Annotated in this window: 18 protein-coding genes, 1 tRNA gene and 3 rRNA genes; 8 read left to right on the top strand and 14 right to left on the bottom strand. The window is 54.8% G+C overall.

Features of this window, described 5'->3' with window-relative positions:
- Positions 1–181: 181 nt before the first annotated feature.
- Genes rseC through rseD form a run of 5 tightly spaced genes read right to left on the bottom strand, consistent with a single transcriptional unit; the run spans position 182 to position 2931 of the window.
- Complete coding sequence (gene rseC / locus ABLV78_RS06175; RefSeq protein WP_045392781.1) at positions 182–661, bottom strand: SoxR-reducing system protein RseC; 480 nt, start codon at positions 659–661, stop codon at positions 182–184.
- Complete coding sequence (rseB, locus tag ABLV78_RS06170) at positions 658–1614, bottom strand: sigma-E factor regulatory protein RseB (protein ID WP_045392783.1); 957 nt, start codon at positions 1612–1614, stop codon at positions 658–660. Before rseB ends, rseC begins: the two co-directional genes overlap by 4 nt.
- The gene (gene rseA / locus ABLV78_RS06165) at positions 1614–2264 is read right to left on the bottom strand and encodes an anti-sigma-E factor RseA (protein WP_015370285.1); all 651 of its coding nucleotides are present in this window, start codon (positions 2262–2264) and stop codon (positions 1614–1616) included. The genes rseB and rseA overlap by 1 nt, the downstream gene beginning before the upstream one ends.
- A 32-nt stretch (positions 2265–2296) precedes the next feature.
- The gene (gene rpoE, locus ABLV78_RS06160; RefSeq protein ID WP_002914074.1) at positions 2297–2872 is read right to left on the bottom strand and encodes an RNA polymerase sigma factor RpoE; all 576 of its coding nucleotides are present in this window, start codon (positions 2870–2872) and stop codon (positions 2297–2299) included.
- On the bottom strand, positions 2869–2931 hold the full coding sequence (gene rseD / locus ABLV78_RS06155; protein WP_350425049.1) for a rpoE leader peptide RseD: 63 nt from the start codon (positions 2929–2931) through the stop codon (positions 2869–2871). Before rseD ends, rpoE begins: the two co-directional genes overlap by 4 nt.
- 363 nt (positions 2932–3294) lie before the next feature.
- Here rseD and nadB point away from each other — a divergent pair, with 363 nt between their 5' ends.
- Positions 3295–4914 (top strand): L-aspartate oxidase, encoded by a 1620-nt coding sequence (gene nadB / locus ABLV78_RS06150; RefSeq protein WP_047043373.1) that lies wholly within the window; start codon positions 3295–3297, stop codon positions 4912–4914.
- On the opposite strand, the gene trmN is transcribed toward nadB, so the two are convergent.
- Entirely contained in the window at positions 4899–5636 is a 738-nt protein-coding gene (gene trmN, locus ABLV78_RS06145; protein WP_045392787.1) for a tRNA(1)(Val) (adenine(37)-N(6))-methyltransferase TrmN, read from the bottom strand. The genes nadB and trmN overlap by 16 nt on opposite strands.
- A gap of 131 nt (positions 5637–5767) precedes the next feature.
- On the opposite strand from trmN, the gene srmB reads away from it, so the two are divergent.
- Positions 5768–7099: an ATP-dependent RNA helicase SrmB gene (gene srmB / locus ABLV78_RS06140; RefSeq protein WP_045392789.1), complete on the top strand. Its 1332-nt coding sequence runs from the start codon at positions 5768–5770 to the stop codon at positions 7097–7099.
- Between the two features lie 45 nt (positions 7100–7144).
- Here the strand turns inward: srmB and grcA are convergent, their stop codons facing one another.
- Entirely contained in the window at positions 7145–7528 is a 384-nt protein-coding gene (gene grcA, locus ABLV78_RS06135; protein ID WP_002914084.1) for an autonomous glycyl radical cofactor GrcA, read from the bottom strand.
- A gap of 312 nt (positions 7529–7840) precedes the next feature.
- Between grcA and ung the strand changes: the two genes are divergently transcribed.
- Positions 7841–8530, top strand: a complete 690-nt coding sequence (ung, locus tag ABLV78_RS06130) for a uracil-DNA glycosylase (protein WP_047043370.1) — start codon at positions 7841–7843, stop codon at positions 8528–8530.
- Positions 8531–8585: 55 nt separating this feature from the next.
- Here ung and ABLV78_RS06125 read toward each other — a convergent pair whose 3' ends face one another.
- A complete protein-coding gene (locus ABLV78_RS06125) occupies positions 8586–9656 on the bottom strand; it encodes a tRNA/rRNA methyltransferase (protein WP_015703188.1) in 1071 nt (356 codons plus the stop codon).
- Positions 9657–9860: 204 nt separating this feature from the next.
- Between ABLV78_RS06125 and trxC the strand changes: the two genes are divergently transcribed.
- The 5 genes from trxC to ABLV78_RS06100 all read left to right on the top strand — a co-directional run bounded on the left by trxC (position 9861) and on the right by ABLV78_RS06100 (position 15581).
- Positions 9861–10286: a thioredoxin TrxC gene (gene trxC, locus ABLV78_RS06120; RefSeq protein WP_015370277.1), complete on the top strand. Its 426-nt coding sequence runs from the start codon at positions 9861–9863 to the stop codon at positions 10284–10286.
- Positions 10287–10355: 69 nt separating this feature from the next.
- A complete protein-coding gene (gene tapT / locus ABLV78_RS06115) occupies positions 10356–11054 on the top strand; it encodes a tRNA-uridine aminocarboxypropyltransferase (protein ID WP_047043367.1) in 699 nt (232 codons plus the stop codon).
- 35 nt (positions 11055–11089) lie between these two features.
- Positions 11090–13765, top strand: a complete 2676-nt coding sequence (locus tag ABLV78_RS06110; RefSeq protein ID WP_047043363.1) for a bifunctional acetate--CoA ligase family protein/GNAT family N-acetyltransferase — start codon at positions 11090–11092, stop codon at positions 13763–13765.
- Between the two features lie 96 nt (positions 13766–13861).
- Positions 13862–15217 (top strand): CDP-diacylglycerol--serine O-phosphatidyltransferase, encoded by a 1356-nt coding sequence (pssA, locus tag ABLV78_RS06105; protein ID WP_045392797.1) that lies wholly within the window; start codon positions 13862–13864, stop codon positions 15215–15217.
- A 40-nt stretch (positions 15218–15257) separates the two neighbouring features.
- Positions 15258–15581 carry a YfiM family lipoprotein gene (locus tag ABLV78_RS06100; protein ID WP_045392800.1) on the top strand — a complete coding sequence of 108 codons (324 nt, stop codon included), beginning with the start codon at positions 15258–15260 and terminating at the stop codon, positions 15579–15581.
- 2 nt (positions 15582–15583) lie between these two features.
- Here ABLV78_RS06100 and ABLV78_RS06095 read toward each other — a convergent pair whose 3' ends face one another.
- The 6 genes from ABLV78_RS06095 to clpB form a co-directional block, all read right to left on the bottom strand.
- On the bottom strand, positions 15584–16882 hold the full coding sequence (locus ABLV78_RS06095; RefSeq protein WP_047043360.1) for an MFS transporter: 1299 nt from the start codon (positions 16880–16882) through the stop codon (positions 15584–15586).
- A 706-nt stretch (positions 16883–17588) separates the two neighbouring features.
- Positions 17589–17704, bottom strand: a 5S ribosomal RNA gene (gene rrf / locus ABLV78_RS06090).
- Positions 17705–17801: 97 nt separating this feature from the next.
- Positions 17802–20706, bottom strand: a 23S ribosomal RNA gene (locus ABLV78_RS06085).
- Positions 20707–20888: 182 nt separating this feature from the next.
- Positions 20889–20964: transfer RNA gene (locus ABLV78_RS06080), tRNA-Glu, on the bottom strand.
- An 85-nt stretch (positions 20965–21049) separates the two neighbouring features.
- Positions 21050–22589: ribosomal RNA gene (locus tag ABLV78_RS06075) — 16S ribosomal RNA — on the bottom strand.
- Together the 16S, 23S and 5S rRNA genes with 1 tRNA gene alongside form the textbook arrangement of a ribosomal RNA operon.
- A gap of 468 nt (positions 22590–23057) precedes the next feature.
- Positions 23058–25631, bottom strand: a complete 2574-nt coding sequence (gene clpB / locus ABLV78_RS06070; protein ID WP_015703191.1) for an ATP-dependent chaperone ClpB — start codon at positions 25629–25631, stop codon at positions 23058–23060.
- Positions 25632–25746: the final 115 nt, after the last annotated feature.

The following is a 25746-nucleotide window of genomic DNA, read 5'->3' as shown; positions in this document are numbered from 1 at the left end:
TAGAGTTAATTATGCCTTACGAGTCTCATGAGGCCGCTGTTCTGTGCCTGACGTTTTTTAATCCGAAAACGCCGCATTCTACACTACATCCGCGAAACCAGGAAATGCTGTTAGATCCAGCATAACGGCAGAATTGTGGCGTTGTATCAGGAAGCGTAAATAAAGATGAGGGACAGTGAAATCACTGCCCCATTTCAGAGGAAGGCGTATCAACGCGCAGCAGATCCGGCGGTAAACCGACGCTTAAAATCACTGGCTGCCACGACTGGCGAGCAGCCAGCTTCGGCGACAGCCCGCGCGCCACCAGGAACCCGCCGACGCCGCCAAGCAACGCGCCGCACAGCGAAGCAATGTCGCTGGCAAACAGCACCTGGAAAATCGACGCCATCACGAACAGCCCGAACAGCGGCGCCATGTATACCAGCAGCGCCGAACCCAGCAGGCTGCTTTCAGCAATGCCCAGTTCCACTTTTTGCCCGGCCGTCAGCGGCTGGTCGCAGGGAACGCTTATGGTATGGCTGGTTTGCGGCCCCAGTTTATTGAGCACCCGGCTACCGCAGCCGGCGCGCGAGGCGCAGCTGCTGCAAGAGGCTTTAACATCGCAGTGAACCTGCGCCACGCCGTTGTGCCAGGAGACGACAGTCGCCCACTCTTTGATCATTGCGCGGCCCTGAACTTAATGCTGTCTGAGATACGTTTTGCCGTTTGCGGCGGTAATTCGCCAACCACCGAGATTTCGGCGTTATCGCGTACCGAAGTGCTGACGGTACGGCGACCGGTGCGCAGCAGCTGATCGCTGCTGTTAGCCGTCGCGCGATTAACGTTAACGGAGAAGCTAAACAGACCGTCGGAATAGAGACGAGACTCGACCGGACCGTCGAAGGTCGGTAAACGACGCTGGCTGCTGGAAACTTCCGTCACGCCCTGCGGCAGCCAGGTTGGCGCCCAGTTAAAGTTGGCTTTATTGCCGCTTTCCGGAACCGACAGCTGCGGCGGCAGGCTGGCTTTCGACAGCGCTTCCATACTCGAGCTTACGTTATCACCGATATTGAATGAGACCACCCGGAACTGCTCCAGGGTTTCACCGTCGCGGTCGAGCAAGTCGACGCGCAGCGGCAGCTTGGTCTCGGCATCCAGCCACGCAATGTAGCTGTAGCGCGTGCCGTCGCGGGCCACCACGCGCACTACATCGCACAGGCGATCGGCGATACGCGTCCGGCCAACGGAGATGAAATCATAATACGAGGCCAGCTTTTTGAAATCGGTGTACACCAGAGACGGCAAGGAATCGACGATATAGTCGCCGTTCAGGGTGAAGGGATCGAGACCGGGTTCAAAATAGCTGATTTCAGTACCGCGCAGCACCACTTCCCGACGCGGACCGTCGAGCTGCAGCAACTGAGCAAGGGGCTGATTGTTCAACCGCACGTGACGATAGCGCAGCGACTCAACGCCCTGTTTGTTGATACTGACAAAAGACAGCTCGTAATTTAGGGACTGGCTGGCCAGGTTCATCTGCTGCAACAACGCCCCGGACGATGTATCAGCCGAGGCGTTGGTGGAGAAGAACAGGCTGCCTGCCATGAGCGACATGGCACACCAAAGTTGCTTCATTACTGCGATTGCGTTCCTAAAGTTTGATAACCCGGCACCTGAACAGCGGCTTGCTGAGTCTGGGCCTGGCCAAACTGAAGCTGCTCAGCGTGCAGGCGACGCTGCAATTCATAGTCCTGCAGCATAGCATTAATACGACGACGTTGCTCCTGAACCTGCGCCTGCTGACCGCTACCGGCGGAGGCATCGGCCGGAACGCCCAGGCTAACCGGGCTGGCTTTGCCCATCATCGGCATGGTGTTGAAGACTGGCGCTTCCGGCTGCTGGGAGGCATCGGAGTGTCCGTTATACTGCTGGACACCGACGATCACAGCCAGAGACACGCACGCTGCCACGCCCATTTGGGTAAGCGAGCTGGCCCACGGGCGCACTTTCTGCCAGAAAGGCATCTGACGCCACTGGTGTGGAGCGGGTTGAGATTCAGGAATAAGCGGCGCAACCTGACGAGCAGGTTCGTTCTCGATGGCGGCCATTACGCGAGCTGAGATATCGAATTGGAGCATCTCGGCGGTATCGCCTCGCAGCGTGTCGCGGATGAGATGGTAGCTCTCCCAGGTTTTTTGCATTTCAGAAGAACGACTCAGCTCATTGAGCAGCTCGTTATCCAGCGTTTCACCATCCATTAAGGCCGAAAGTTTTTCTTTCTGCATGCCTGATACCCTTTTCCAGTATTCCGCTATCGTCAACGCCTGATTAGCGGTTGAACTTTATTATCAATAGCTTCACGTGCCCGGAAGATACGCGAACGTACCGTGCCAACCGGACAATCCATGATGGCGGCTATTTCTTCATAGCTCAGGCCATCCAGCTCCCGTAACGTAATTGCCATGCGTAAATCTTCCGGGAGCGATTCAATGGTACGAAAAACTATTTGTCTCAGCTCTTCTGACAACATTAAGTTCTCAGGGTTCGAAATTTCTTTCAATGCCCCGCCGCTTTCGAAGTTTTCCGCCTCGTTGGCGTCTACATCGCTTGATGGCGGACGGCGTCCCTGAGCAACCAGATAATTCTTTGCCGTGTTTACGGCGATACGATACAACCAGGTATAAAAAGCGCTATCCCCCCGGAAAGAATCCAGCGCACGCCACGCCTTCACGAACGATTCCTGAACAACGTCAGCGATATCGCCCGGCGGTACATAGCGGGAGACCAGGCTTGCCACCTTGTGCTGATAGCGTACTACCAGTAGGTTAAAGGCTTTCTGATCTCCTTTCTGGACCCGTTCAACGAGGACCTGATCCGTTAACTGCTCGCTCATCCGAGGTAATGTCTCCCCAAACCCAATTCCCATGCGTATTCAGAACACCACCCAAGCACTGCATTATGAGCAAGCAGTCGTTTGGAGTGTCTGAACACAATAAAGTTCCGTTACGCTTTTGATTTTTGTCTGACAACGGTGGACTGATTGTTATCTCTCATTATAAGTCCCGTTGTTCAACGCCAGGTAAGCTAATGAAGAAAAAGCGCAAGGCCCGCCTGAAGGGTAACGTAACCCAACTTATTTTTCACTATAAAATCTGAAGGTAACGGCCTGCTTCGCAAATATTTTCTTTCGTTTACATATTTTCTTTTCCGCCAGCTTTGTTTAGCCCGCACAACTATTCACGAAAATAATTGTACGATTTGGCCCCATCAGGTGCTATGGTGACGCCATTGTGTTTAGTAAATTAAACAGAAGCTATGAAGACGACTCCTGACTTTTCCTGTGATGTGTTGATTATCGGCAGCGGCGCTGCCGGATTGTCTCTGGCGCTGCGCCTGGCGGAACGCCACGCGGTCACCATACTAAGCAAAGGGCCGGTTAGCGAAGGCTCGACGTTCTACGCCCAGGGTGGGATTGCCGCCGTTTTCGATGAAACCGATAGCATTGAATCCCACGTCGAAGATACGCTCATCGCCGGGGCCGGTCTTTGTGACCGCCATGCCGTCTCCTTTGTCGCCAGCAACGCCAAACCCTGCGTACAGTGGCTTATCGATCAAGGGGTACTGTTTGATACCCAGGTTCAGGCCAACGGTGAAGAGAGCTACCATCTGACGCGTGAAGGCGGCCATAGCCATCGGCGGATCCTGCATGCCGCCGATGCCACCGGTAAAGAGGTAGAGACGACGCTGGTCGGCAAAGCGCTGGCGCATCCGAATATCACCATTCTGGAGCGTAGCAACGCGGTTGACCTGATTATCTCCGATAAGATTGGTCTGCCGGGTACCCGGCGGGTCGTCGGCGCATGGATCTGGAATCGTAATAAGGAAAAGGTAGAAACCTGCAGCGCAAAAGCCGTGGTGCTGGCGACCGGCGGCGCCGCGAAAGTCTATCAATACACCACCAACCCTGATGTCTCCTCCGGCGACGGCATCGCCATGGCCTGGCGCGCGGGGTGCCGTGTGGCCAATCTCGAATTTAACCAGTTCCACCCTACCGCGCTGTTTCATCCACAGGCGCGAAACTTCCTCTTAACGGAAGCCCTACGCGGTGAAGGCGCGCTGCTAAAACGGCCCGACGGTAGCCGCTTTATGCCGGACTTCGACGAGCGTGGCGAACTGGCTCCGCGCGATATCGTCGCCCGCGCCATCGACCATGAGATGAAACGCCTCGGCGTCGACTGCATGTATCTGGATATTAGCCATAAGCCCGAAGCGTTTATTCGCCAGCATTTCCCGATGATTTATGAAAAGCTACTCGGCCTTGGCATCGATTTAACCAAAGAGCCGGTACCGATCGTGCCTGCCGCCCACTACACCTGCGGCGGCGTGATGGTGGATGATAACGGACGTACCGACGTTGACGGCCTGTACGCCATCGGCGAGGTGAGCTACACCGGGCTGCACGGCGCCAACCGCATGGCCTCGAACTCATTACTGGAGTGTCTGGTGTACGGCTGGTCGGCCGCCGAGGATATTGCGAAACGCCTGCCGCTGGCGCAAGCGGCGGAACAGCTGCCGCCGTGGGATGAAAGCCAGGTTGAGATCCCGGATGAACTGGTGGTGATTCAACATAACTGGCACGAACTGCGCCTGCTGATGTGGGATTATGTCGGAATCGTGCGTACCACCCGCCGGCTGGAAAGGGCCCTGCGGCGCATTACTATGCTGCAGCAGGAGCTGGATGAGTATTACGCGCGTTTTCGCGTCTCCAATAATTTACTGGAGCTGCGCAATCTGGTGCAGGTGGCCGAGCTTATCGTGCGTTGCGCCATGCAGCGTAAAGAGAGCCGCGGCCTGCACTATACGCTCGACTACCCGGACACGCTGGCCGAGAGCGGCCCGTCAATCCTCTCGCCGCTCACTCACATAAAAAGATAGAAGTCGCGGGTCAGCGCGGTAAAGCCTTCAGAGTACTGCTGCTCTGGCCCACGAACCACCAGCCGATCGCTGAAACACTCGCCGGAGCTGGGAGAGAATGCCAGCAGGACGCGATGCGGCGGACGCATTTCTGTTTCCGCCACGTCGGTGCGTAAGCGCAAATGCCATCCCATCGCTTTTGCCCGTTCGACAAACGCATTACCAATATCCACCGGCAGCACTACGCAGAAAAAGCCCTCCTCGGTAATCAGATCCGCAGCGCAGGCGAGCAGCGTCGTATGATCGAGCGAGGTGGTGTAACGCGCCTGTTCGCGCTGCGACGTCGCGCAAGGGACGCCTTCGGCAAAAAACGGCGGATTGCTGACAATGAGCTCATAGCGCCGCGGCGGCTGCGGCTGCCACTGCTGAATCGGCGCCTGAAATACCGCGATACGTCCAGACCAGCTGCTGGCCGCCACGTTATCCCGCGCCTGCGCCGCGGCCTCTTCATCCAACTCCACCGCATCCAGTTGTACCGGCTCCGCGGTACGCTGGGCTAACATTAATGCCAGTAAACCGCTACCGGCGCCGATATCCAGCACGTGCTTCACCTGAGCAATCGGCGCCCAGGCGCCCAGCAGAATACCGTCGGTACCGACTTTCATGGCGCAGCGATCGTGGGCGACGAAAAATTGTTTAAAGGTAAAACCATTGCGCGGCAGCGCAAACTTCGACTGAGACATCCTCAAAAACCTTGCTGGCGAAAACGGCTGTGCTTAAGGCTATGCACAATACCGGAGAACAGATAGCCTTACAAACAGATGAACATTACGTCAGTAACGTCTATAATCGGCGGCCCACTCAGAGGTAGAACATGACTGTAACGACTTTTTCCGAACTTGAACTCGACGAAAACCTGCTGGAAGCGCTCCAGGATAAAGGTTTCACACGCCCGACAGCCATTCAGGCCGCCGCTATTCCGCCTGCGCTTGATGGCCGTGATATTCTCGGTTCTGCGCCGACAGGCACCGGTAAAACTGCGGCATATTTGCTGCCAGCGTTGCAGCATCTGCTTGATTTCCCGCGTAAGAAATCGGGGCCGCCGCGGATCCTTATCCTGACGCCGACCCGCGAGCTGGCGATGCAGGTTGCCGATCACGCCCGCGAACTGGCGAAGCATACCCATCTGGATATTGCCACCATTACCGGCGGCGTTGCGTACATGAACCACGCGGAAGTGTTCAGCGAAAACCAGGATATCGTGGTCGCCACCACCGGTCGCCTGCTGCAGTATATTAAAGAAGAGAACTTCGACTGCCGCGCGGTAGAAACGCTGATCCTAGATGAAGCGGACCGCATGCTGGACATGGGCTTTGCCCAGGATATCGAAACCATCGCCGGTGAAACCCGCTGGCGCAAGCAGACCATGCTGTTTTCCGCCACGCTGGAAGGCGATGCGATTAAAGACTTTGCCGAACGCCTGCTGGAAGAGCCGGTTGAGGTTTCCGCAAATCCGTCGACCCGCGAACGTAAAAAAATCCACCAGTGGTACTATCGCGCCGATGATATCGAGCATAAAACCGCGCTGCTGGTTAATCTGCTGAAGCAGCCGGAAGCAACCCGCTCTATCGTGTTCGTGCGTAAACGCGAGCGCGTTCATGAACTGGCGGCCAAGCTGCACGAAGCAGGCATCACCACCTGCTGGCTGGAAGGCGAAATGGTGCAGATCAAACGTAACGAAGCGATTAAACGCCTGACCGATGGTCGCGTGAACGTGCTGATTGCCACCGACGTCGCCGCGCGCGGTATTGATATTCCGGATGTCAGCCACGTGTTTAACTTCGATATGCCGCGTACCGCCGATATCTATCTGCACCGTATTGGCCGTACCGGCCGTGCTGGTAAGAAAGGCACCGCTATTTCGCTGGTTGAAGCGCACGATCATCTGCTGCTGGGCAAAATCGGCCGCTACGTTGAAGAACCGCTGAAAGCTCGCGTGATTGATGAATTGCGACCGAAAACCCGCGCGCCGAGCGAGAAGTTAACCGGTAAGCCATCGAAGAAAGTGCTGGCGAAACGCGCCGAGAAAAAAGAGAAAGAAAAAGAGAAGCCGCGGGTCAAGAAACGCCACCGCGATACCAAAAACATCGGTAAGCGCCGTAAGCCAAGCGCTGCCGGGACGCCGTCAACGTCCAACGAAGAGTAAAAAAAACGCCGGGATATCCCGGCGTTTTCACATCTGGCTTTAGCCTTACAGGCTTTCGGTAAAGGTACGAGCGATAACGTCGCGCTGCTGTTCCGGAGTCAGAGAGTTAAAACGTACCGCGTAGCCGGAAACACGAATGGTCAGCTGCGGGTATTTTTCCGGGTGCTCAACGGCATCCAGCAGGGTTTCGCGACGCAGCACGTTCACGTTCAGGTGCTGACCGCCTTCCACACGGACTTCCGGTTTCACGTCTACCGGGATTTCACGGTATTCGATTTCACCCAGTTTGCTCACCGCAACCACGTCATCTTCCGCAAAACCACCTTTGGCGCACAGGCAGCGCGCTTCGCCTTTTTCGCTATCCAGCAGCCAGAAAGAGTTCAGCAGGTCGTCGTTTGCCGCTTTAGTAATTTGGATACCAGTAATCATTTGATGCCTCCCAGGCAGTGTTTATTCGATTTTGGCCTCTTTGCGGCCAATTGGTAAAACCATTGTTGTATGAGTGTATATATATCAGCCACACACCCGGCATTCATTGATTTAAATCAACAAAAACCACTCACTCAAAGTGGGTATATGAGGATAGTATTGTTTTACATCAAGTTACGCCAGTAGGTGCCATAAAAAATTTTGTAAATTTTCAATTTTTTTTATGTACAACCAGTCAGGAATGACGTCGCGATTTTGTTATGCAGAAAGAAGCAGTTAAGCTATGGGCATGACACTTTGCAGGAGAGCGAGATGACCACCCCATTAACCTGGCACGACGTGCTGGCGGAAGAGAAGCAGCAGCCCTATTTTCTCAACACCCTCAAGACCGTCGCCGAAGAGCGTCAGTCCGGCATGACTATCTATCCGCCGCAGAAAGATGTCTTTAACGCCTTTCGCTATACCGAACTGAGCGAGGTCAAAGTGGTCATCTTAGGTCAGGATCCCTATCACGGCCCGGGACAGGCGCACGGTCTGGCCTTTTCTGTTTTACCGGGAGTACAGATACCGCCGTCGCTGCTGAACATGTATAAAGAGCTGGAAGGCACCATCCCCGGCTTTCAGCGCCCGGCGCATGGTTATCTGGAAAGCTGGGCGCGCCAGGGCGTGCTCCTGCTTAATACCGTGTTAACGGTGCGCGCCGGTCAGGCGCACTCACACGCCAGTCTCGGCTGGGAAACCTTTACCGATAAAGTGATAGCGCTGATTAACCAGCATTGTGAAGGAGTGGTATTTCTGCTGTGGGGCGCGCACGCGCAGAAGAAAGGCGCCATTATCGATCGCCAGCGCCATTGCGTCCTGAAGGCGCCGCACCCGTCACCGCTGTCGGCGCACCGCGGTTTCTTCGGCTGCAATCACTTTGTGCAAACCAACCAGTGGCTGGCAGAACGCGGCGAGGCGCCCATTGACTGGATGCCGGTGCTGCCCGCTGAAAGCGAGTGAGCGACGACAATAAAAAAGCCAGCATCAGCTGGCTTTTTGCATTCAGAGACCGATATCAGGCCTTATTCTGACGCCACCATTCCGCCAGCAGCACGCCGGTCGCCACGGAGACGTTAAGACTTTCGACATTGCCGGTGCCGTCGATGGCGACGTTGAGGTCAGAGCTGGAGATCGCCGCATCGGACAGACCGTCACGCTCCTGGCCTAATACCAGCACCATTTTTTTCGGCAGCTCGGCCTTAAACAGCGGCGTACCGTTATGGCTGGAGGTCGAGACGATGGCGTAGCCAGCCTGACGGAACTGCGTCAGGGTATCGATAAAGCTGTCGCCGGTGATCGGCTCAACATGTTCCGCGCCGCCTTCTGCAGTGCGGATCGCCGCGCCAGACTCCAGCACGCCGGCATCCTGTACTACCACGCCTTTCACGCCAAAGTGCGCGCAGCTACGCATAATCGCGCCGAGGTTGTGCGGGTTGCCAACATCTTCCAGCGCCAGTACGCAATCTTCGGCTTCTGCTTTCGCCACCCACTGGGCCACGGAAGTACCATGACGTTTTTTGATCAGGAAGCAGACGCCGCCGTGGTGTTCGGTACCAGACGCTTTCGCCAGCTCGGCTTCGTCCACTACGTGGTAGGCCTTACGGTTGGCTGCCATCCAGCGCAGCGCCTCTTTAAAGCGCGGGGTAACGCTCTGGATAAACCAGGCGCGTACGATGGCTTCCGGACGGCTCTGGAACAGCGCCTGACAGGCGTTCTCGCCGTAGACGCGGGTCTCTTCCGCGCGCTGACGACGCAGCACTTCCGGATCGATAAAGCTCTTACCGCTGATGCCGCCGTGATCTTCTTTTACCGGCGTCTCATCGCCCGGAGCGCGGGAAACGGTGCGCCACGGGGACGCATCATCGCGATTAAAATCATTACGCTTGCGATCGTCGCGTTTGCGATCGTCGCCGCGGCTGTTACGTTCATCGCGCGCAGGGCGGCTGCGGCCGTCAACACGTGATTTTCCTGGACGCCCTCCCCCTTTCCCGGTACGCGGGTTATGGGTACGTTTGTCAGAATCATCATCACTGCGGACATACATCACTTTGACCTTGCCGCTTTTATTTTTCAGTTCGTCGCTCATCTATTTTCTCCACCTGCGCTGCGCGAAGCGCGAAGATTACCCGATGTATCTTCACTTAGCCATTATTTCATTTAAAAGCCTTGGTCTATTGTAACCATCGAACAAAAGACATTGTCCTTTATTCGCGCCTAATCGATAATATGTAACATTACAGAAACAAATCGGCCACGTGCCGCGCTGCAACCCCATAACCAGAGGTTAGTTATGAATACCGTTTGTGCCAGTTGTCAGGCTCTTAACCGCATCCCCGAAGACCGTAGCGCCGATGGCGCCAAGTGCGGACGCTGCGGCCACGATCTCTTTGACGGCGATGTCATCAACGCGACCGGGGCAACGCTGGATAAACTATTAAAGGACGATCTGCCAGTCGTGATTGATTTCTGGGCCCCGTGGTGCGGTCCATGCCGTAGCTTCGCGCCGATCTTTGAAGATGTGGCTGAAGAGCGCAGCGGCGAAATGCGTTTTGTGAAAGTGAACACCGAAGCCGAACGCGAACTGAGCGCTCGCTTCCGCATCCGTAGCATTCCAACCATTATGATGTTCAAAAATGGTGAAATGGTCGACATGCTGAATGGCGCCGTCCCCAAAGCGCCGTTCGATAGCTGGTTGAACGAAGCCAACCAACAGTAAAGCCGCCGGGGCACCGCTTGTGCCCCGTTTTCTCCTCTGCGACAATAGCGTTTTTCATTAGCGACTCCCATGATTGATAACGCTGTCCTTCGCCTGCGCGCCGAACGCCTCGCGCGCGCAACCCGGCCTTTTCTTGCTCGCGGCAACCGCATCCGCCGCTGTCAGCGCTGCCTGCTCCCCCTAAAACAGTGTCTGTGCGCAACGCTGGCGCCAGTGCCCGCCGACAGCCGCTTTTGCCTGGTAATGTTCGACACCGAGCCGATGAAGCCCAGCAATACCGGACGTCTTATCGCCGATATTCTGCCCAATACCGAAGCGTTTCAGTGGTCGCGTACCGAGCCGCCGCAGGCGTTGCTCGATCTGGTCGCCAACCCTGATTATCAGCCCATGGTCGTCTTTCCGGCCTCTTATGCCGGAGCGGATCGTCAGGTACTGAGCGCCCCGCCGGAGGGTAAGCCGCCGCTGTTCATTATGCTCGACGGCACCTGGACGGAAGCACGGAAAATGTTTCGCAAAAGCCCGTATCTCGATGCGCTGCCGGTAATCTCAGTCGACCTGTCGCGCATCTCAGCCTATCACCTGCGCGAGGCCCACGCCGACGGTCAGTACTGTACGGCGGAAGTCGCCATTGCTCTGCTGGATTTAGCCGGCGACGCGCAGGCGGCTGCCGCGCTTGGCGATCACTTTAGTCTGTTCAGAAGCCGCTATCTGGCGGGAAAAACGCAGCATAAGGGCAGTATCACAGCACAACAGGCTGAAAGCGTTTAAAATCATTCGGTCACTGGGGATTAAAGGAGACCGGAATGAGCCAACGAGGCCTGGAAGCACTGCTGCGGCCAAAATCGATCGCCGTCATTGGCGCATCGATGAAACCGCAGCGCGCTGGCTATTTAATGATGCGCAACCTGTTGGCCGGCGGTTTTAATGGCCCGGTCCTGCCGGTGACGCCCGCCTGGAAAGCGGTGCTTGGCGTACTGGCGTGGCCGACTATCGACAGCCTGCCTTTTACTCCGGATCTGGCGGTGCTCTGTACTAATGCCCGGCGCAACCTCGAGTTGCTCGAGGCCTTAGGGCGGAAAGGGTGTAAAACCTGCATTATCCTCTCTTCACAGCCGGACCAGTACCCGGCGCTGCTCGAATGCGCCGCCCGTTATCAAATGCGTCTACTCGGCCCCAACAGCCTGGGGCTCCTGGCGCCGTGGCAGGGCCTCAACGCCAGCTTCTCGCCGGTGCCTATCCAGCGCGGCAAGCTGGCGTTTATCTCGCAATCCGCCGCCGTCTCCAACACCATTCTGGACTGGGCGCAGCAGCGTGAAATGGGCTTCTCGTACTTTATTGCGCTGGGCGATAGTCTTGATATCGACGTCGACGACCTGCTCGATTTTCTCGCCCGTGATAGCAAGACCAGCGCCATTCTGCTCTATCTGGAGCATCTCAGCGATGCGCGGCGTTTTGTCTCCGCCGCCCGTAGCGCCTCGCGTAATAAACCCATTCTGGTCATCAAAAGCGGCCGCAGCCCGGCGGCGCAGAAATTGCTGCATGTAAACTCAGGAATGGATCCCGCCTGGGACGCCGCTATTCAGCGGGCGGGGCTACTGCGCGTGCAGGACACCCACGAGCTCTTTTCCGCCGTTGAAACCCTGAGCCATATGCGCCCATTGCGCGGCGAAAAACTGATGATCATCAGTAATGGCGCGGCGCCGGCGGCGCTGGCGTTGGACGAACTGTGGCTGCGTAACGGTAAGCTCGCCACGCTTAGCGAGGCAACCAGCAACCAGCTCAAACAGACGTTACCGACAGGCGTCGAGGTTGCTAATCCTCTGGATCTGCGCGATGACGCCAGCAGCGAGCATTATCTCAAGGCGCTGAATGTGTTGCTGGATAGCCAGGATTATGATGCGCTGCTGGTGATCCACTCCCCCAGCGCCGCGGCGCCGGGTACCGAAAGCGCGCTGGCGTTGATTGATGCCCTTAAGCGTCATCCGCGCGGGAAATACGTTACGGTGCTGACGAACTGGTGCGGAGAGTTCTCCTCCCAGGAGGCGCGACGGCTATTTAGCGAAGCCGGCATTCCAACCTATCGCACGCCTGAGGGTACCATTACCGCCTTTATGCATATGGTGGAATACCGTCGCAACCAGAAACAGTTACGGGAAACGCCGGTATTGTCCGATACGTTGACCGCCAATACCGCCGAGGCCCACACGCTATTGCAGCGCGCGCTGAGCGAAGGCGCGACCTCACTGGACACCCATGAAGTCAGCCCGGTGCTGCGCGCCTACGGCATCCATACTCTGCCCACCTGGATTGCCGCCGACAGCGCCGAAGCGGTACATATCGCCGAGCAGATTGGCTACCCGGTGGCGTTGAAGTTACGTTCGCCGGATATTCCACATAAATCTGAAGTTCAGGGCGTTATGCTCTATTTACGAACCCCTGCTGAAGTCCAGCAGGCGGCGGACGCGATTATCGACAGGGTAAAAATGGCCTGGCCGCAGGCGCGTATTCATGGCCTGCTAGTCCAAAGCATGGCCAACCGCGCCGGGGCGCAGGAACTTCGGGTCGTCGTCGAGCATGACCCGCTTTTTGGCCCGTTGATTATGCTTGGCGAGGGCGGCGTCGAATGGCGAGCGGAAAATCAGGCCGCGGTCGCCCTGCCGCCGCTGAATATGAACCTGGCGCGTTATCTGGTGATCCAGGCCATCAAGAGCAAAAAGATCCGCGGACGCAGCGCGCTGCGCCCGTTGGATATTCCCGGCCTCAGCCAACTGCTGGTGCAGGTCTCTAATCTGATCGTCGATTGCCCCGAGATCCAGCGGTTGGATATTCACCCCTTGCTTGCTTCCGGCAACGAGTTTACCGCCCTCGACGTCACCCTCAGTCTGGCGCCATTTAGCGGCGACAGCGAAAGCCGGCTGGCAGTCAGACCCTATCCGCAACAGTTAGAAGAATGGGTGGTGATGAAAAACGGTGAACGCTGCCTGTTCCGGCCGATCCTGCCTGAGGATGAACCTCTGCTATTGGCTTTTATCGAACAGGTCACTAAAGAAGATCTCTATTACCGCTACTTCAGCGAGATCAACGAATTCACCCATGACGACTTAGCCAATATGACCCAGATCGACTACGATCGTGAAATGGCCTTTGTTGCGGTACGCGCTACGGAGCAAGGAAGCGAGATCCTTGGCGTGACCAGAGCGATTTCCGATCCTGATAACATTGATGCCGAGTTCGCCGTGCTGGTACGCTCGGATCTGAAAGGTTTAGGTCTGGGGCGACAGCTCCTTGAAAAGCTTATCGCCTATACGCAAGGACACGGATTACAGCGCTTAAATGGCATCACCATGCCAAATAACCGCGGCATGATAAGCCTTGCCAGAAAACTTGGCTTTGCCGTAGATATCCAGCTAGAAGACGGAATTGTGAGCCTGTCTCTTGCGCTGAATACGTTACATTCGGTGACAAGCGACAGCAATTAATGACCACATTCGCGGGTAGTGATGTTATTATTGCCCGCTTACGTCGTCTGCATGGTACAGAAGACCCTTCAATAAACAGAGAAGAAACGCACTGTGATGTTGTCAAAATTTAAGCGTAATAAACATCAACAACACCTTGCCCAACTCCCTAAGCTCTCTCAGTCAGTTGATGATATCGAGTTCTTTTACGCGCCGGCTGATTTCCGCCAGGCGCTACTGGCAAAGATAGCCCACGCCACCCAGCGTATTTGCATTATTGCGCTCTACCTTGAGCAAGATGATGGCGGAAAAGGAATACTGCAAGCCCTGTACGACGCCAAACGTCAACGTCCGGAACTGGACGTGCGCGTGCTGGTTGACTGGCATCGCGCCCAGCGCGGCCGCATCGGCGCTGCAGCCTCCAATACCAATGCCGACTGGTACTGTCGTATGGCCCAGGAAAATCCTGGGATTGATATCCCGGTCTATGGCGTCCCGGTCAATACCCGTGAAGCGCTCGGCGTGCTCCATTTTAAAGGCTTCATCATCGACGATAGCGTCATCTATAGCGGCGCCAGCCTGAACGATGTGTACCTGCATCAGCATGATAAATATCGCTACGATCGCTATCAGTGCATCCGCAACGGCAAGATGGCCGATGTCATGTTCGACTGGGTCGAGCACAACCTGGTAGAGGGTCGCGGCGTGAATCGTCTCGATCGCCCGGATCGGCCGAAAAGCCCGGAAATCAAAAATGATATTCGCCTGTATCGCCAGGATCTGCGCGAAAGCGGCTATCACTTCACCGGCAATGCCGATGAAGATCAACTGTCAGTCACACCGCTGGTCGGGCTCGGTAAATCGAGCTTACTCAACAAGACTATCTTCCACCTGATGCCGTGTGCGGAACATAAGCTGACAATCTGCACCCCGTATTTCAACCTGCCCGCCGTACTGGTCAGAAATATTATTTCTCTGCTACGCAGCGGCAAAAAAGTGGAAATCATCGTCGGCGATAAGACCGCGAACGACTTCTATATCCCGGAAGATCAGCCGTTTAAAATCATCGGCGCACTGCCTTATTTGTACGAAATTAACCTGCGACGCTTCCTGAGCCGCCTGCAGTATTATGTGAATACCGATCAGCTCATCGTGCGTTTATGGAAAGATGACGATAACAGCTACCATCTAAAGGGTATGTGGGTTGATAACGAATGGATGCTGTTAACCGGCAATAACCTCAATCCGCGCGCCTGGCGGCTGGACTTGGAAAATGCCGTGCTTATCCACGATCCTAAACATCAACTGCGCGAAATGCGGGAAAAGGAGCTTCAGCTCATCCGTACGCATACGACGGTGGTGAAGCATTATCGCGATCTGCAAAGCATCGCCGACTATCCGGTGAAGGTGAAAAAGCTCATTCGCCGTCTGCGACGTATCCGCATCGACCGTCTTATTAGCCGCATTCTTTAAATCAATGCCCCGTTTACGGGGCTTTTTTTCAGGAAGCACTATGCGTCATCTTGTTATTTTTGCCCCTTTACTGCTTGGCGGCTGTAGCCATATGGCCAATGATGCCTGGAGTGGTCAGGACAAAGCCCAACACTTTCTCGCGTCGGCAATGCTCTCCGCGGCCGGCAATGAATATGCGCAGCATCAGGGATACAGCCGCGATCGCAGCGCCGCCATCGGTCTGATGTTTTCCGTTAGTCTGGGGGCATCAAAAGAGTTATGGGACAGCCGCCCGGCAGGGAGCGGCTGGAGCTGGAAAGATTTCGCCTGGGATGTCGCCGGCGCCACTACCGGCTATGCGGTGTGGCAACTGGCACATCAATAAGGTTACAAACGCAGACCCTTCCCTTTACCGTGCAGCATCAGAGACACCAGGAAGGCAATCGCCGCCATCGCCGTCACGTACCAGTAGAAGGCATTCTCCATTCCCGCAGATTTAAGCGACAGCGCGACGTATTCCGCTGAACCGCCGAACAACGCGTTTGCTACCGCATAGGACAAGCCCACGCCCAGCGCGCGAACCTGTGCCGGAAACATTTCCGCCTTCAGGATCCCGCTGATGGAAGTGTAGAAGCTGACAATCAGCAACGCACAAATCACCAGGGCAAATGCGGCATATGGAGAGCTGACATTTTGCAGCGCGCTAAGGATAGGCACGGTAAACAGCGTCGCCAGCACGCCGAAACACAGCATTGAAGTGCGGCGACCCACCTTATCCGAGAATGCGCCAAACAGCGGCTGTACCAGCATATACACGAAAAGCGCCGCCGTCATAATCATGCTGGCGGTGCTGGCCGACATGCCGGCGGTATTCACCAGATATTTTTGCATGTAGGTGGTGAAGGTGTAAAAAGTCAGCGAGCCGGCGGCGGTAAAGCCCAGCACCATGACAAAAGCCCGGCGATTACGCCACAAACCCTTAAAGGAACCGGCCTCTTTCAGCGCTCGGGTTTCCTGTTTCGAGGTTTCATCCAACTGACGGCGCAGCCACAGCGCGACGATGGCCAGTACGGCGCCCAGAGCAAAAGGTATACGCCATCCCCAGGCATGCAAGTCTTCATCACTGAGGATTTGTTGTAGCGCGACAACGACCAGTACCGCCAGCAGTTGACCGCCAATTAACGTAACGTACTGGAAGGAGGCGTAGAATCCTTTCTTTCCTTCTACTGCCACTTCACTCATGTAGGTCGCGCTGGTGCCATATTCCCCGCCAACGGACAGGCCCTGGAACAGACGTGCCAGCAGGAGCAAAGCCGGTGCCCAGGTGCCGATAGTGGCGTATCCCGGTAGACAAGCAATTACCAGCGAGCCGAAGCACATCATGCATACCGAAATAAGCATTGAGGCTTTACGTCCGCGACGGTCAGCAATGCGGCCAAACAGCCAGCCGCCGATGGGGCGCATCAGGAAGCCAGCGGCAAAAACTCCGGCGGTTTGTAACAATTGAGTAGTGGTATTTCCTGAAGGGAAAAAGATGTGCGCAAAATAGAGTGAGCAAAATGAATAGACATAAAAATCAAACCATTCCACCAGGTTCCCTGAAGATGCGCCCACAATTGCCCATACACGGCGCCGGGTATCTCCCTGTTCCAGGGTCCCCTGCTCGTTAATACTGCTTTCTGTCATTGTAATTTTGCTCCAGCAAAGACCGTAATCTGTCTCATCGGGCGTGACACGTCACTTCGACAAATTAATTAGTGAACCAAATGTTATATAATTGTTATTTATTTATATGTGATTGTATTCACATTTTTTTTCGTAACACCGCTTTTCGCGATTAACGTCAGTACATGCGCAATGAAAAAGAGAATTATGGCGAAGTGGGTACAACGACGGGGTTTTATATGGCTTTGAATGAAGGTGAGCGTGTGGATTTGGCGCGATCTTCCCCGCAGGAGGTGCGGATCTGTAGCCCCGGTAAGCGCAGCGCCACCGGGGAAGATAGCGGCGCGTCTGGCCGCAAAACACCAAAACAAAAGGCCCAGTCTTCCGACGGAGCCTTTCGTTTACGTTGCTATGGCAGCGGCTTTTCCCGGAGGCGGTGCTGCGCACCTTTTCCGGGCTACGGGTTGGTAGCCCCGGTAAGCGCAGCGCCACCGGGGGAGCTATACGCCACACAGCAAAAAACCCCGCACCTTACGGTACGGGGTTCTTCTTGTTTGATGCCTGGCAGTTTATGGCGGGCGTCCTGCCCGCCACCCTCCGGGCCGTTGCTGCGCAACGTTCAAATCCGCTCCCGGCGGATTTGTCCTACTCCGGAGAGCGCTCACCGACAAACAACAGATAAAACAAAAGGCCCAGTCTTCCGACTGAGCCTTTCGTTCTATTTGATGCCTGGCAGTTCCCTACTCTCACATGGGGAGACCCCACACTACCATCGGCGCTACGGCGTTTCACTTCTGAGTTCGGCATGGGGTCAGGTGGGACCACCGCGCTATCGCCGCCAGGCAAATTCTGTTTTACCAGCCCGTCATTACGACGCACTGATTAATCTGTATCAGAGCTGAAAATCATCTCAAATCCGCCAAAACAGCTTCGGCGTTGTAAGGTTAAGCCTCACGGTTCATTAGTATCGGTTAGCTCAACGTATCGCTACGCTTACACACCCGACCTATCAACGTCATCGTCTTTAACGTTCCTTCAGGAGACTTAAAGTCTCAGGGAGAACTCATCTCGGGGCAAGTTTCGTGCTTAGATGCTTTCAGCACTTATCTCTTCCGCATTTAGCTACCGGGCAATGCCATTGGCATGACAACCCGAACACCAGTGATGCGTCCACTCCGGTCCTCTCGTACTAGGAGCAGCCCCCCTCAATTCTCCAGCGCCCACGGCAGATAGGGACCGAACTGTCTCACGACGTTCTAAACCCAGCTCGCGTACCACTTTAAATGGCGAACAGCCATACCCTTGGGACCTACTTCAGCCCCAGGATGTGATGAGCCGACATCGAGGTGCCAAACACCGCCGTCGATATGAACTCTTGGGCGGTATCAGCCTGTTATCCCCGGAGTACCTTTTATCCGTTGAGCGATGGCCCTTCCATTCAGAACCACCGGATCACTATGACCTGCTTTCGCACCTGCTCGCGCCGTCACGCTCGCAGTCAAGCTAGCTTATGCCATTGCACTAACCTCCTGATGTCCGACCAGGATTAGCTAACCTTCGTGCTCCTCCGTTACTCTTTGGGAGGAGACCGCCCCAGTCAAACTACCCACCAGACACTGTCCGCAACCCCGATTAGGGGCCAACGTTAGAACATCAAACATTAAAGGGTGGTATTTCAAGGTTGGCTCCACGCAGACTGGCGTCCACGCTTCAAAGCCTCCCACCTATCCTACACATCAAGGCTCAATGTTCAGTGTCAAGCTATAGTAAAGGTTCACGGGGTCTTTCCGTCTTGCCGCGGGTACACTGCATCTTCACAGCGAGTTCAATTTCACTGAGTCTCGGGTGGAGACAGCCTGGCCATCATTACGCCATTCGTGCAGGTCGGAACTTACCCGACAAGGAATTTCGCTACCTTAGGACCGTTATAGTTACGGCCGCCGTTTACCGGGGCTTCGATCAAGAGCTTCTCCTTACGGATAACCCCATCAATTAACCTTCCGGCACCGGGCAGGCGTCACACCGTATACGTCCACTTTCGTGTTTGCACAGTGCTGTGTTTTTAATAAACAGTTGCAGCCAGCTGGTATCTTCGACTGATTTCAGCTCCACCCGCAGGGGCTTCACCTACATATCAGCGTGCCTTCTCCCGAAGTTACGGCACCATTTTGCCTAGTTCCTTCACCCGAGTTCTCTCAAGCGCCTTGGTATTCTCTACCTGACCACCTGTGTCGGTTTGGGGTACGATTTGATGTTACCTGATGCTTAGAGGCTTTTCCTGGAAGCAGGGCATTTGTTACTTCAGCACCGTAGTGCCTCGTCATCACACCTCAGCGTTAATAAGGTACCGGATTTACCTGGAACCTCCGCCTACATGCTTAAACCGGGACAACCGTCGCCCGGCTAACATAGCCTTCTCCGTCCCCCCTTCGCAGTAACACCAAGTACAGGAATATTAACCTGTTTCCCATCGACTACGCCTTTCGGCCTCGCCTTAGGGGTCGACTCACCCTGCCCCGATTAACGTTGGACAGGAACCCTTGGTCTTCCGGCGTGCGGGCTTTTCACCCGCATTATCGTTACTTATGTCAGCATTCGCACTTCTGATACCTCCAGCAACCCTCACAGGCCACCTTCGCAGGCTTACAGAACGCTCCCCTACCCAACAACACATAGTGTCGCTGCCGCAGCTTCGGTGCACAGTTTAGCCCCGTTACATCTTCCGCGCAGGCCGACTCGACCAGTGAGCTATTACGCTTTCTTTAAATGATGGCTGCTTCTAAGCCAACATCCTGGCTGTCTGTGCCTTCCCACATCGTTTCCCACTTAACTGTGACTTTGGGACCTTAGCTGGCGGTCTGGGTTGTTTCCCTCTTCACGACGGACGTTAGCACCCGCCGTGTGTCTCCCGTGATAACATTCTTCGGTATTCGTAGTTTGCATCGGGTTGGTAAGTCGGGATGACCCCCTAGCCGAAACAGTGCTCTACCCCCGAAGATGAGTTCACGAGGCGCTACCTAAATAGCTTTCGGGGAGAACCAGCTATCTCCCGGTTTGATTGGCCTTTCACCCCCAGCCACAAGTCATCCGCTAATTTTTCAACATTAGTCGGTTCGGTCCTCCAGTTAGTGTTACCCAACCTTCAACCTGCCCATGGCTAGATCACCGGGTTTCGGGTCTATACCCTGCAACTTAACGCCCAGTTAAGACTCGGTTTCCCTGCGGCTCCCCTATACGGTTAACCTTGCTACAGAATATAAGTCGCTGACCCATTATACAAAAGGTACGCAGTCACACCCGAAGGTGCTCCCACTGCTTGTACGTACACGGTTTCAGGTTCTTTTTCACTCCCCTCGCCGGGGTTCTTTTCGCCTTTCCCTCACGGTACTGGTTCACTATCGGTCAGTCAGGAGTATTTAGCCTTGGAGGATGGTCCCCCCATATTCAGACAGGATACCACGTGTCCCGCCCTACTCTTCGAGTTCACAGCCTGTGCATTTTGGTGTACGGGACTATCACCCTGTACCGTCGGACTTTCCAGACCGTTCCACTAACACACAAGCTGATTCAGACTCTGGGCTGCTCCCCGTTCGCTCGCCGCTACTGGGGGAATCTCGGTTGATTTCTTTTCCTCGGGGTACTTAGATGTTTCAGTTCCCCCGGTTCGCCTCGTTAACCTATGTATTCAGTTAACGATAGTGTGACGAATCACACTGGGTTTCCCCATTCGGACATCGCCGGCTATAACGGTTCATATCACCTTACCGACGCTTTTCGCAGATTAGCACGTCCTTCATCGCCTCTGACTGCCAGGGCATCCACCGTGTACGCTTAGTCGCTTAACCTCACAACCCGAAGATGTTTCACTTCTGATTGCGAAAATTTGAGAGACTCGAACACACATTAACTGTGTGTCGTTTCAATTTTCAGCTTGATCCAGATTTTTAAAGAGCAAATATCTCAAACGTCACCCGAAGATGAGTTTTGAGATATGTCGGCGCGCGTCTTTCACTCACGAACCAGCAAGTGGCGTCCCCTAGGGGATTCGAACCCCTGTTACCGCCGTGAAAGGGCGGTGTCCTGGGCCTCTAGACGAAGGGGACACTGAAGTCTCAATCGCAAGACGCCTTGCTTCTCTACTTTCATCAGACAATCTGTGTGGACACTACAAAGGCAGGTTCTTTAAGGTAAGGAGGTGATCCAACCGCAGGTTCCCCTACGGTTACCTTGTTACGACTTCACCCCAGTCATGAATCACAAAGTGGTAAGCGCCCTCCCGAAGGTTAAGCTACCTACTTCTTTTGCAACCCACTCCCATGGTGTGACGGGCGGTGTGTACAAGGCCCGGGAACGTATTCACCGTAGCATTCTGATCTACGATTACTAGCGATTCCGACTTCATGGAGTCGAGTTGCAGACTCCAATCCGGACTACGACATACTTTATGAGGTCCGCTTGCTCTCGCGAGGTCGCTTCTCTTTGTATATGCCATTGTAGCACGTGTGTAGCCCTACTCGTAAGGGCCATGATGACTTGACGTCATCCCCACCTTCCTCCAGTTTATCACTGGCAGTCTCCTTTGAGTTCCCGGCCGAACCGCTGGCAACAAAGGATAAGGGTTGCGCTCGTTGCGGGACTTAACCCAACATTTCACAACACGAGCTGACGACAGCCATGCAGCACCTGTCTCAGAGTTCCCGAAGGCACCAAAGCATCTCTGCTAAGTTCTCTGGATGTCAAGAGTAGGTAAGGTTCTTCGCGTTGCATCGAATTAAACCACATGCTCCACCGCTTGTGCGGGCCCCCGTCAATTCATTTGAGTTTTAACCTTGCGGCCGTACTCCCCAGGCGGTCGACTTAACGCGTTAGCTCCGGAAGCCACGCCTCAAGGGCACAACCTCCAAGTCGACATCGTTTACGGCGTGGACTACCAGGGTATCTAATCCTGTTTGCTCCCCACGCTTTCGCACCTGAGCGTCAGTCTTTGTCCAGGGGGCCGCCTTCGCCACCGGTATTCCTCCAGATCTCTACGCATTTCACCGCTACACCTGGAATTCTACCCCCCTCTACAAGACTCTAGCCTGCCAGTTTCGAATGCAGTTCCCAGGTTGAGCCCGGGGATTTCACATCCGACTTGACAGACCGCCTGCGTGCGCTTTACGCCCAGTAATTCCGATTAACGCTTGCACCCTCCGTATTACCGCGGCTGCTGGCACGGAGTTAGCCGGTGCTTCTTCTGCGAGTAACGTCAATCACCAAGGTTATTAACCTTAATGCCTTCCTCCTCGCTGAAAGTACTTTACAACCCGAAGGCCTTCTTCATACACGCGGCATGGCTGCATCAGGCTTGCGCCCATTGTGCAATATTCCCCACTGCTGCCTCCCGTAGGAGTCTGGACCGTGTCTCAGTTCCAGTGTGGCTGGTCATCCTCTCAGACCAGCTAGGGATCGTCGCCTAGGTGAGCCATTACCCCACCTACTAGCTAATCCCATCTGGGCACATCTGATGGCATGAGGCCCGAAGGTCCCCCACTTTGGTCTTGCGACGTTATGCGGTATTAGCTACCGTTTCCAGTAGTTATCCCCCTCCATCAGGCAGTTTCCCAGACATTACTCACCCGTCCGCCGCTCGTCACCCGAGAGCAAGCTCTCTGTGCTACCGCTCGACTTGCATGTGTTAGGCCTGCCGCCAGCGTTCAATCTGAGCCATGATCAAACTCTTCAATTTAAGTTTGATGCTCGTGAATTAAACTTCGTAATGAATTACGCATGTTCACTCAGAGACTTGGTATTCATTTATTGTCCGAAGACATTAAGAATCCATGTCACTTTGAGTGCCCACACAGATTGTCTGATAAATTGTTAAAGAGCAGTTGCAACGCGGCTTTCAGCTCACCGTTGCGAGGTCCCGTATATTACGTTTTCCTCATTCAGAGTCAAGCGCTTATTTCGCTTTTCTCTGTCGGCTTTCAGCGTCGTATTTCACTGCTGAAACCCTGCTGACTCGGCGGCTTGTTTGCCGTTGTTCCGTGTCAGTGGAGGCGCATTATAGGGAGTAATTCTGAAGTGACAAGCATAAATTCAAAAAAACAATCCAAGCGCTCACTTTTCAACCAAATCATCGTTTGGACTTTAATTCTTGCCTGGTTTTTAAACAAAAACGAGCCCAGAGGGCCCGTTTTTGTCGTTTTGTGACTTACTGCACTGCCACGATACGGTCGTCTTTCACCACCAGCTCGACGGTTTTACCCGGAACCAGCTCGCCAGACAGGATTTGCTGGGCTAACGGGTTCTCTATCTGTTGCTGGATGGCACGTTTCAATGGACGCGCACCGTATACCGGGTCGTAGCCATTTTCGCTCAGCAGCTTCAGCGCCTCATCGGACATATGCACTTCATAGCCGCGCTCTTCCAGACGTTTATACAAACGCTGCAGTTGGATCTGCGCAATAGAAGCAATGTGTTTTTCACCCAACGGATGGAAGACCACCACTTCATCAATACGGTTGATAAACTCCGGACGGAAGCGCTGACTAACCACGCCAAGCACCAGATCCTTCATATGACCGTAGTCCAGCTCGCCGAAACGTTCCTGAATCAGATCGGAACCGAGGTTAGAGGTCATGATGACAACCGTATTACGGAAGTCGACCGTTCTCCCCTGCCCGTCGGTCAGGCGACCATCGTCAAGCACCTGCAGCAGAATGTTAAATACATCCGGATGCGCTTTTTCCACTTCATCCAGCAGGATGACGGAATAAGGACGACGACGAACCGCTTCGGTCAGATACCCGCCCTCTTCGTAACCCACATATCCCGGAGGCGCACCGACCAGACGCGAGACGGAGTGTTTCTCCATAAATTCGGACATATCGATACGCACCATCGCGTCGTCGCTGTCGAACATGAAGTTAGCCAACGTTTTGCAAAGCTCGGTTTTACCCACCCCGGTCGGGCCGAGGAACAGGAACGAACCAATAGGCCGGTTCGGGTCAGACAGCCCGGCGCGGCTACGGCGAATGGCGTTGGATACCGCTTCAACCGCTTCATCCTGGCCAATGACGCGGTGATGCAGATCCTGCTCCATACGCAGCAGTTTTTCGCGCTCGCTTTCCATCATGCGCGCCACCGGAATACCGGTCCAGCGCGCCAGCACTTCGGCGATCTCGGCATCTGTAACTTTGTTACGTAACAGGCGCATCGTTTTGCCTTCAGACTGGGTGGCTGCCGCCAGCTGTTTTTCCAGCTCCGGAATTTTACCGTATTGCAGCTCGGACATCCGCGCGAGGTCGCCAAGACGTCGTGCTTGTTCGATGGCAATTTTGGCTTGTTCCAGCTCGGCTTTAATAGTCTGCGTACCGGAGAGTGATGCTTTTTCCGCTTTCCACTCTTCTTCCAGCACCGAATACTGGCTTTCTTTGTCCGCCAGCTCTTCATTAAGCATATCGAGACGTTTCAGGCTCGCTTCATCGGCCTCTTTCTTCAGCGCCTGCTGTTCCAGCTTCAACTGGATGATACGGCGATCGAGACGGTCCAGCTCTTCCGGCTTCGAGTCGATCTGCATACGGATGCTGGATGCCGCTTCATCGATAAGGTCGATAGCTTTATCCGGCAACTGACGGTCGGCAATATAGCGATGCGACAGGGTCGCCGCCGCCACGATGGCCGGGTCAGTGATCTGCACGTGGTGGTGCAGTTCATAACGTTCTTTCAGACCGCGCAAAATCGCGATGGTATCTTCTACCGTCGGCTCGGCAACAAACACTTTCTGGAAACGACGTTCCAGCGCAGCGTCTTTTTCAATGTACTGGCGGTATTCATCAAGGGTGGTGGCGCCGACGCAGTGCAGTTCACCGCGTGCCAGGGCCGGTTTCAGCATGTTGCCGGCATCCATCGCGCCGTCGGCTTTACCCGCGCCGACCATGGTGTGCAGCTCATCGATAAACAGGATAACGTTGCCTTCCTGTTTCGCCAGATCGTTCAGCACGCCTTTCAGACGTTCTTCGAACTCGCCGCGATATTTCGCCCCGGCCACCAGCGCGCCCATATCCAGCGCTAATACCCGACGGCCTTTCAGCCCTTCTGGTACTTCGCCGTTGACGATACGCTGCGCCAGTCCTTCGACGATTGCCGTTTTACCCACCCCGGGCTCACCAATCAGTACCGGGTTGTTTTTAGTACGGCGCTGAAGTACCTGGATGGTACGACGGATCTCTTCATCACGGCCGATCACCGGGTCCAGCTTGCCTTGTTCGGCCCGTTCGGTCAGATCGACGGTAAATTTTTTCAATGCCTGACGTTGGTCTTCGGCACCCTGATCGTTCACGCTTTCACCTCCGCGCATTTGTTCAATCGCCTGAGTCACATTGGCGGTTGTTGCTCCGGCAGATTTCAGCAGGTCGGTCAGCGTACCGCGTGATTCAAGCGCCGCCAGAACGAACAGTTCTGACGAAATAAAGTTATCCTTTCTCTTTTGCGCCAGCTTGTCGCAAAGATTGAGAATACGCACCAGATCCTGAGACGGCTGCACGTCGCCGCCGGTACCTTCTACCTGCGGTAAACGGCTCAGCGCCTGTTCGATTTGGCTGCGTAACGCCACGGCGTTAACACCCGCCGAGGTTAATAAAGGATGTACCGATCCCCCTTCCTGATTCAGCAAGGCGCTCATTAGATGAAGTGGTTCGATGAATTGGTTGTCGTGCCCGAGTGCTAGCGACTGGGCATCGGCAAGAGCAAGCTGGAATTTATTAGTAAGACGATCCAGACGCATAACTCCTCCCATAAACAGGTCAAATTTGCTACTGGAGATTAAATGAGGTCATCCCTCAATTATTCAAGGTTAAAGACCTGAACTATGTGAAAAATAAGTTTGCCTTCTGGATCGT

The sequence above is a fragment of the Klebsiella sp. CN_Kp075 genome, assembly GCF_040065055.2.
Lineage (GTDB): Bacteria > Pseudomonadota > Gammaproteobacteria > Enterobacterales > Enterobacteriaceae > Klebsiella > Klebsiella aerogenes.
This window is presented reverse-complemented; position numbering and strand designations above follow the sequence as displayed.

Coding starts and splice junctions, on each gene's coding strand:
- rseC (WP_045392781.1), bottom strand. CDS start 661: ATGATCAAAGAGTGGGCGACTGTCGTCTCCTGGCACAACGGCGTGGCG.
- rseB (WP_045392783.1), bottom strand. CDS start 1,614: ATGAAGCAACTTTGGTGTGCCATGTCGCTCATGGCAGGCAGCCTGTTC.
- rseA (WP_015370285.1), bottom strand. CDS start 2,264: ATGCAGAAAGAAAAACTTTCGGCCTTAATGGATGGTGAAACGCTGGAT.
- rpoE (WP_002914074.1), bottom strand. CDS start 2,872: ATGAGCGAGCAGTTAACGGATCAGGTCCTCGTTGAACGGGTCCAGAAA.
- nadB (WP_047043373.1), top strand. CDS start 3,295: ATGAAGACGACTCCTGACTTTTCCTGTGATGTGTTGATTATCGGCAGC.
- trmN (WP_045392787.1), bottom strand. CDS start 5,636: ATGTCTCAGTCGAAGTTTGCGCTGCCGCGCAATGGTTTTACCTTTAAA.
- srmB (WP_045392789.1), top strand. CDS start 5,768: ATGACTGTAACGACTTTTTCCGAACTTGAACTCGACGAAAACCTGCTG.
- grcA (WP_002914084.1), bottom strand. CDS start 7,528: ATGATTACTGGTATCCAAATTACTAAAGCGGCAAACGACGACCTGCTG.
- ung (WP_047043370.1), top strand. CDS start 7,841: ATGACCACCCCATTAACCTGGCACGACGTGCTGGCGGAAGAGAAGCAG.
- ABLV78_RS06125 (WP_015703188.1), bottom strand. CDS start 9,656: ATGAGCGACGAACTGAAAAATAAAAGCGGCAAGGTCAAAGTGATGTAT.
- trxC (WP_015370277.1), top strand. CDS start 9,861: ATGAATACCGTTTGTGCCAGTTGTCAGGCTCTTAACCGCATCCCCGAA.
- tapT (WP_047043367.1), top strand. CDS start 10,356: ATGATTGATAACGCTGTCCTTCGCCTGCGCGCCGAACGCCTCGCGCGC.
- ABLV78_RS06110 (WP_047043363.1), top strand. CDS start 11,090: ATGAGCCAACGAGGCCTGGAAGCACTGCTGCGGCCAAAATCGATCGCC.
- pssA (WP_045392797.1), top strand. CDS start 13,862: ATGTTGTCAAAATTTAAGCGTAATAAACATCAACAACACCTTGCCCAA.
- ABLV78_RS06100 (WP_045392800.1), top strand. CDS start 15,258: ATGCGTCATCTTGTTATTTTTGCCCCTTTACTGCTTGGCGGCTGTAGC.
- ABLV78_RS06095 (WP_047043360.1), bottom strand. CDS start 16,882: ATGACAGAAAGCAGTATTAACGAGCAGGGGACCCTGGAACAGGGAGAT.
- clpB (WP_015703191.1), bottom strand. CDS start 25,631: ATGCGTCTGGATCGTCTTACTAATAAATTCCAGCTTGCTCTTGCCGAT.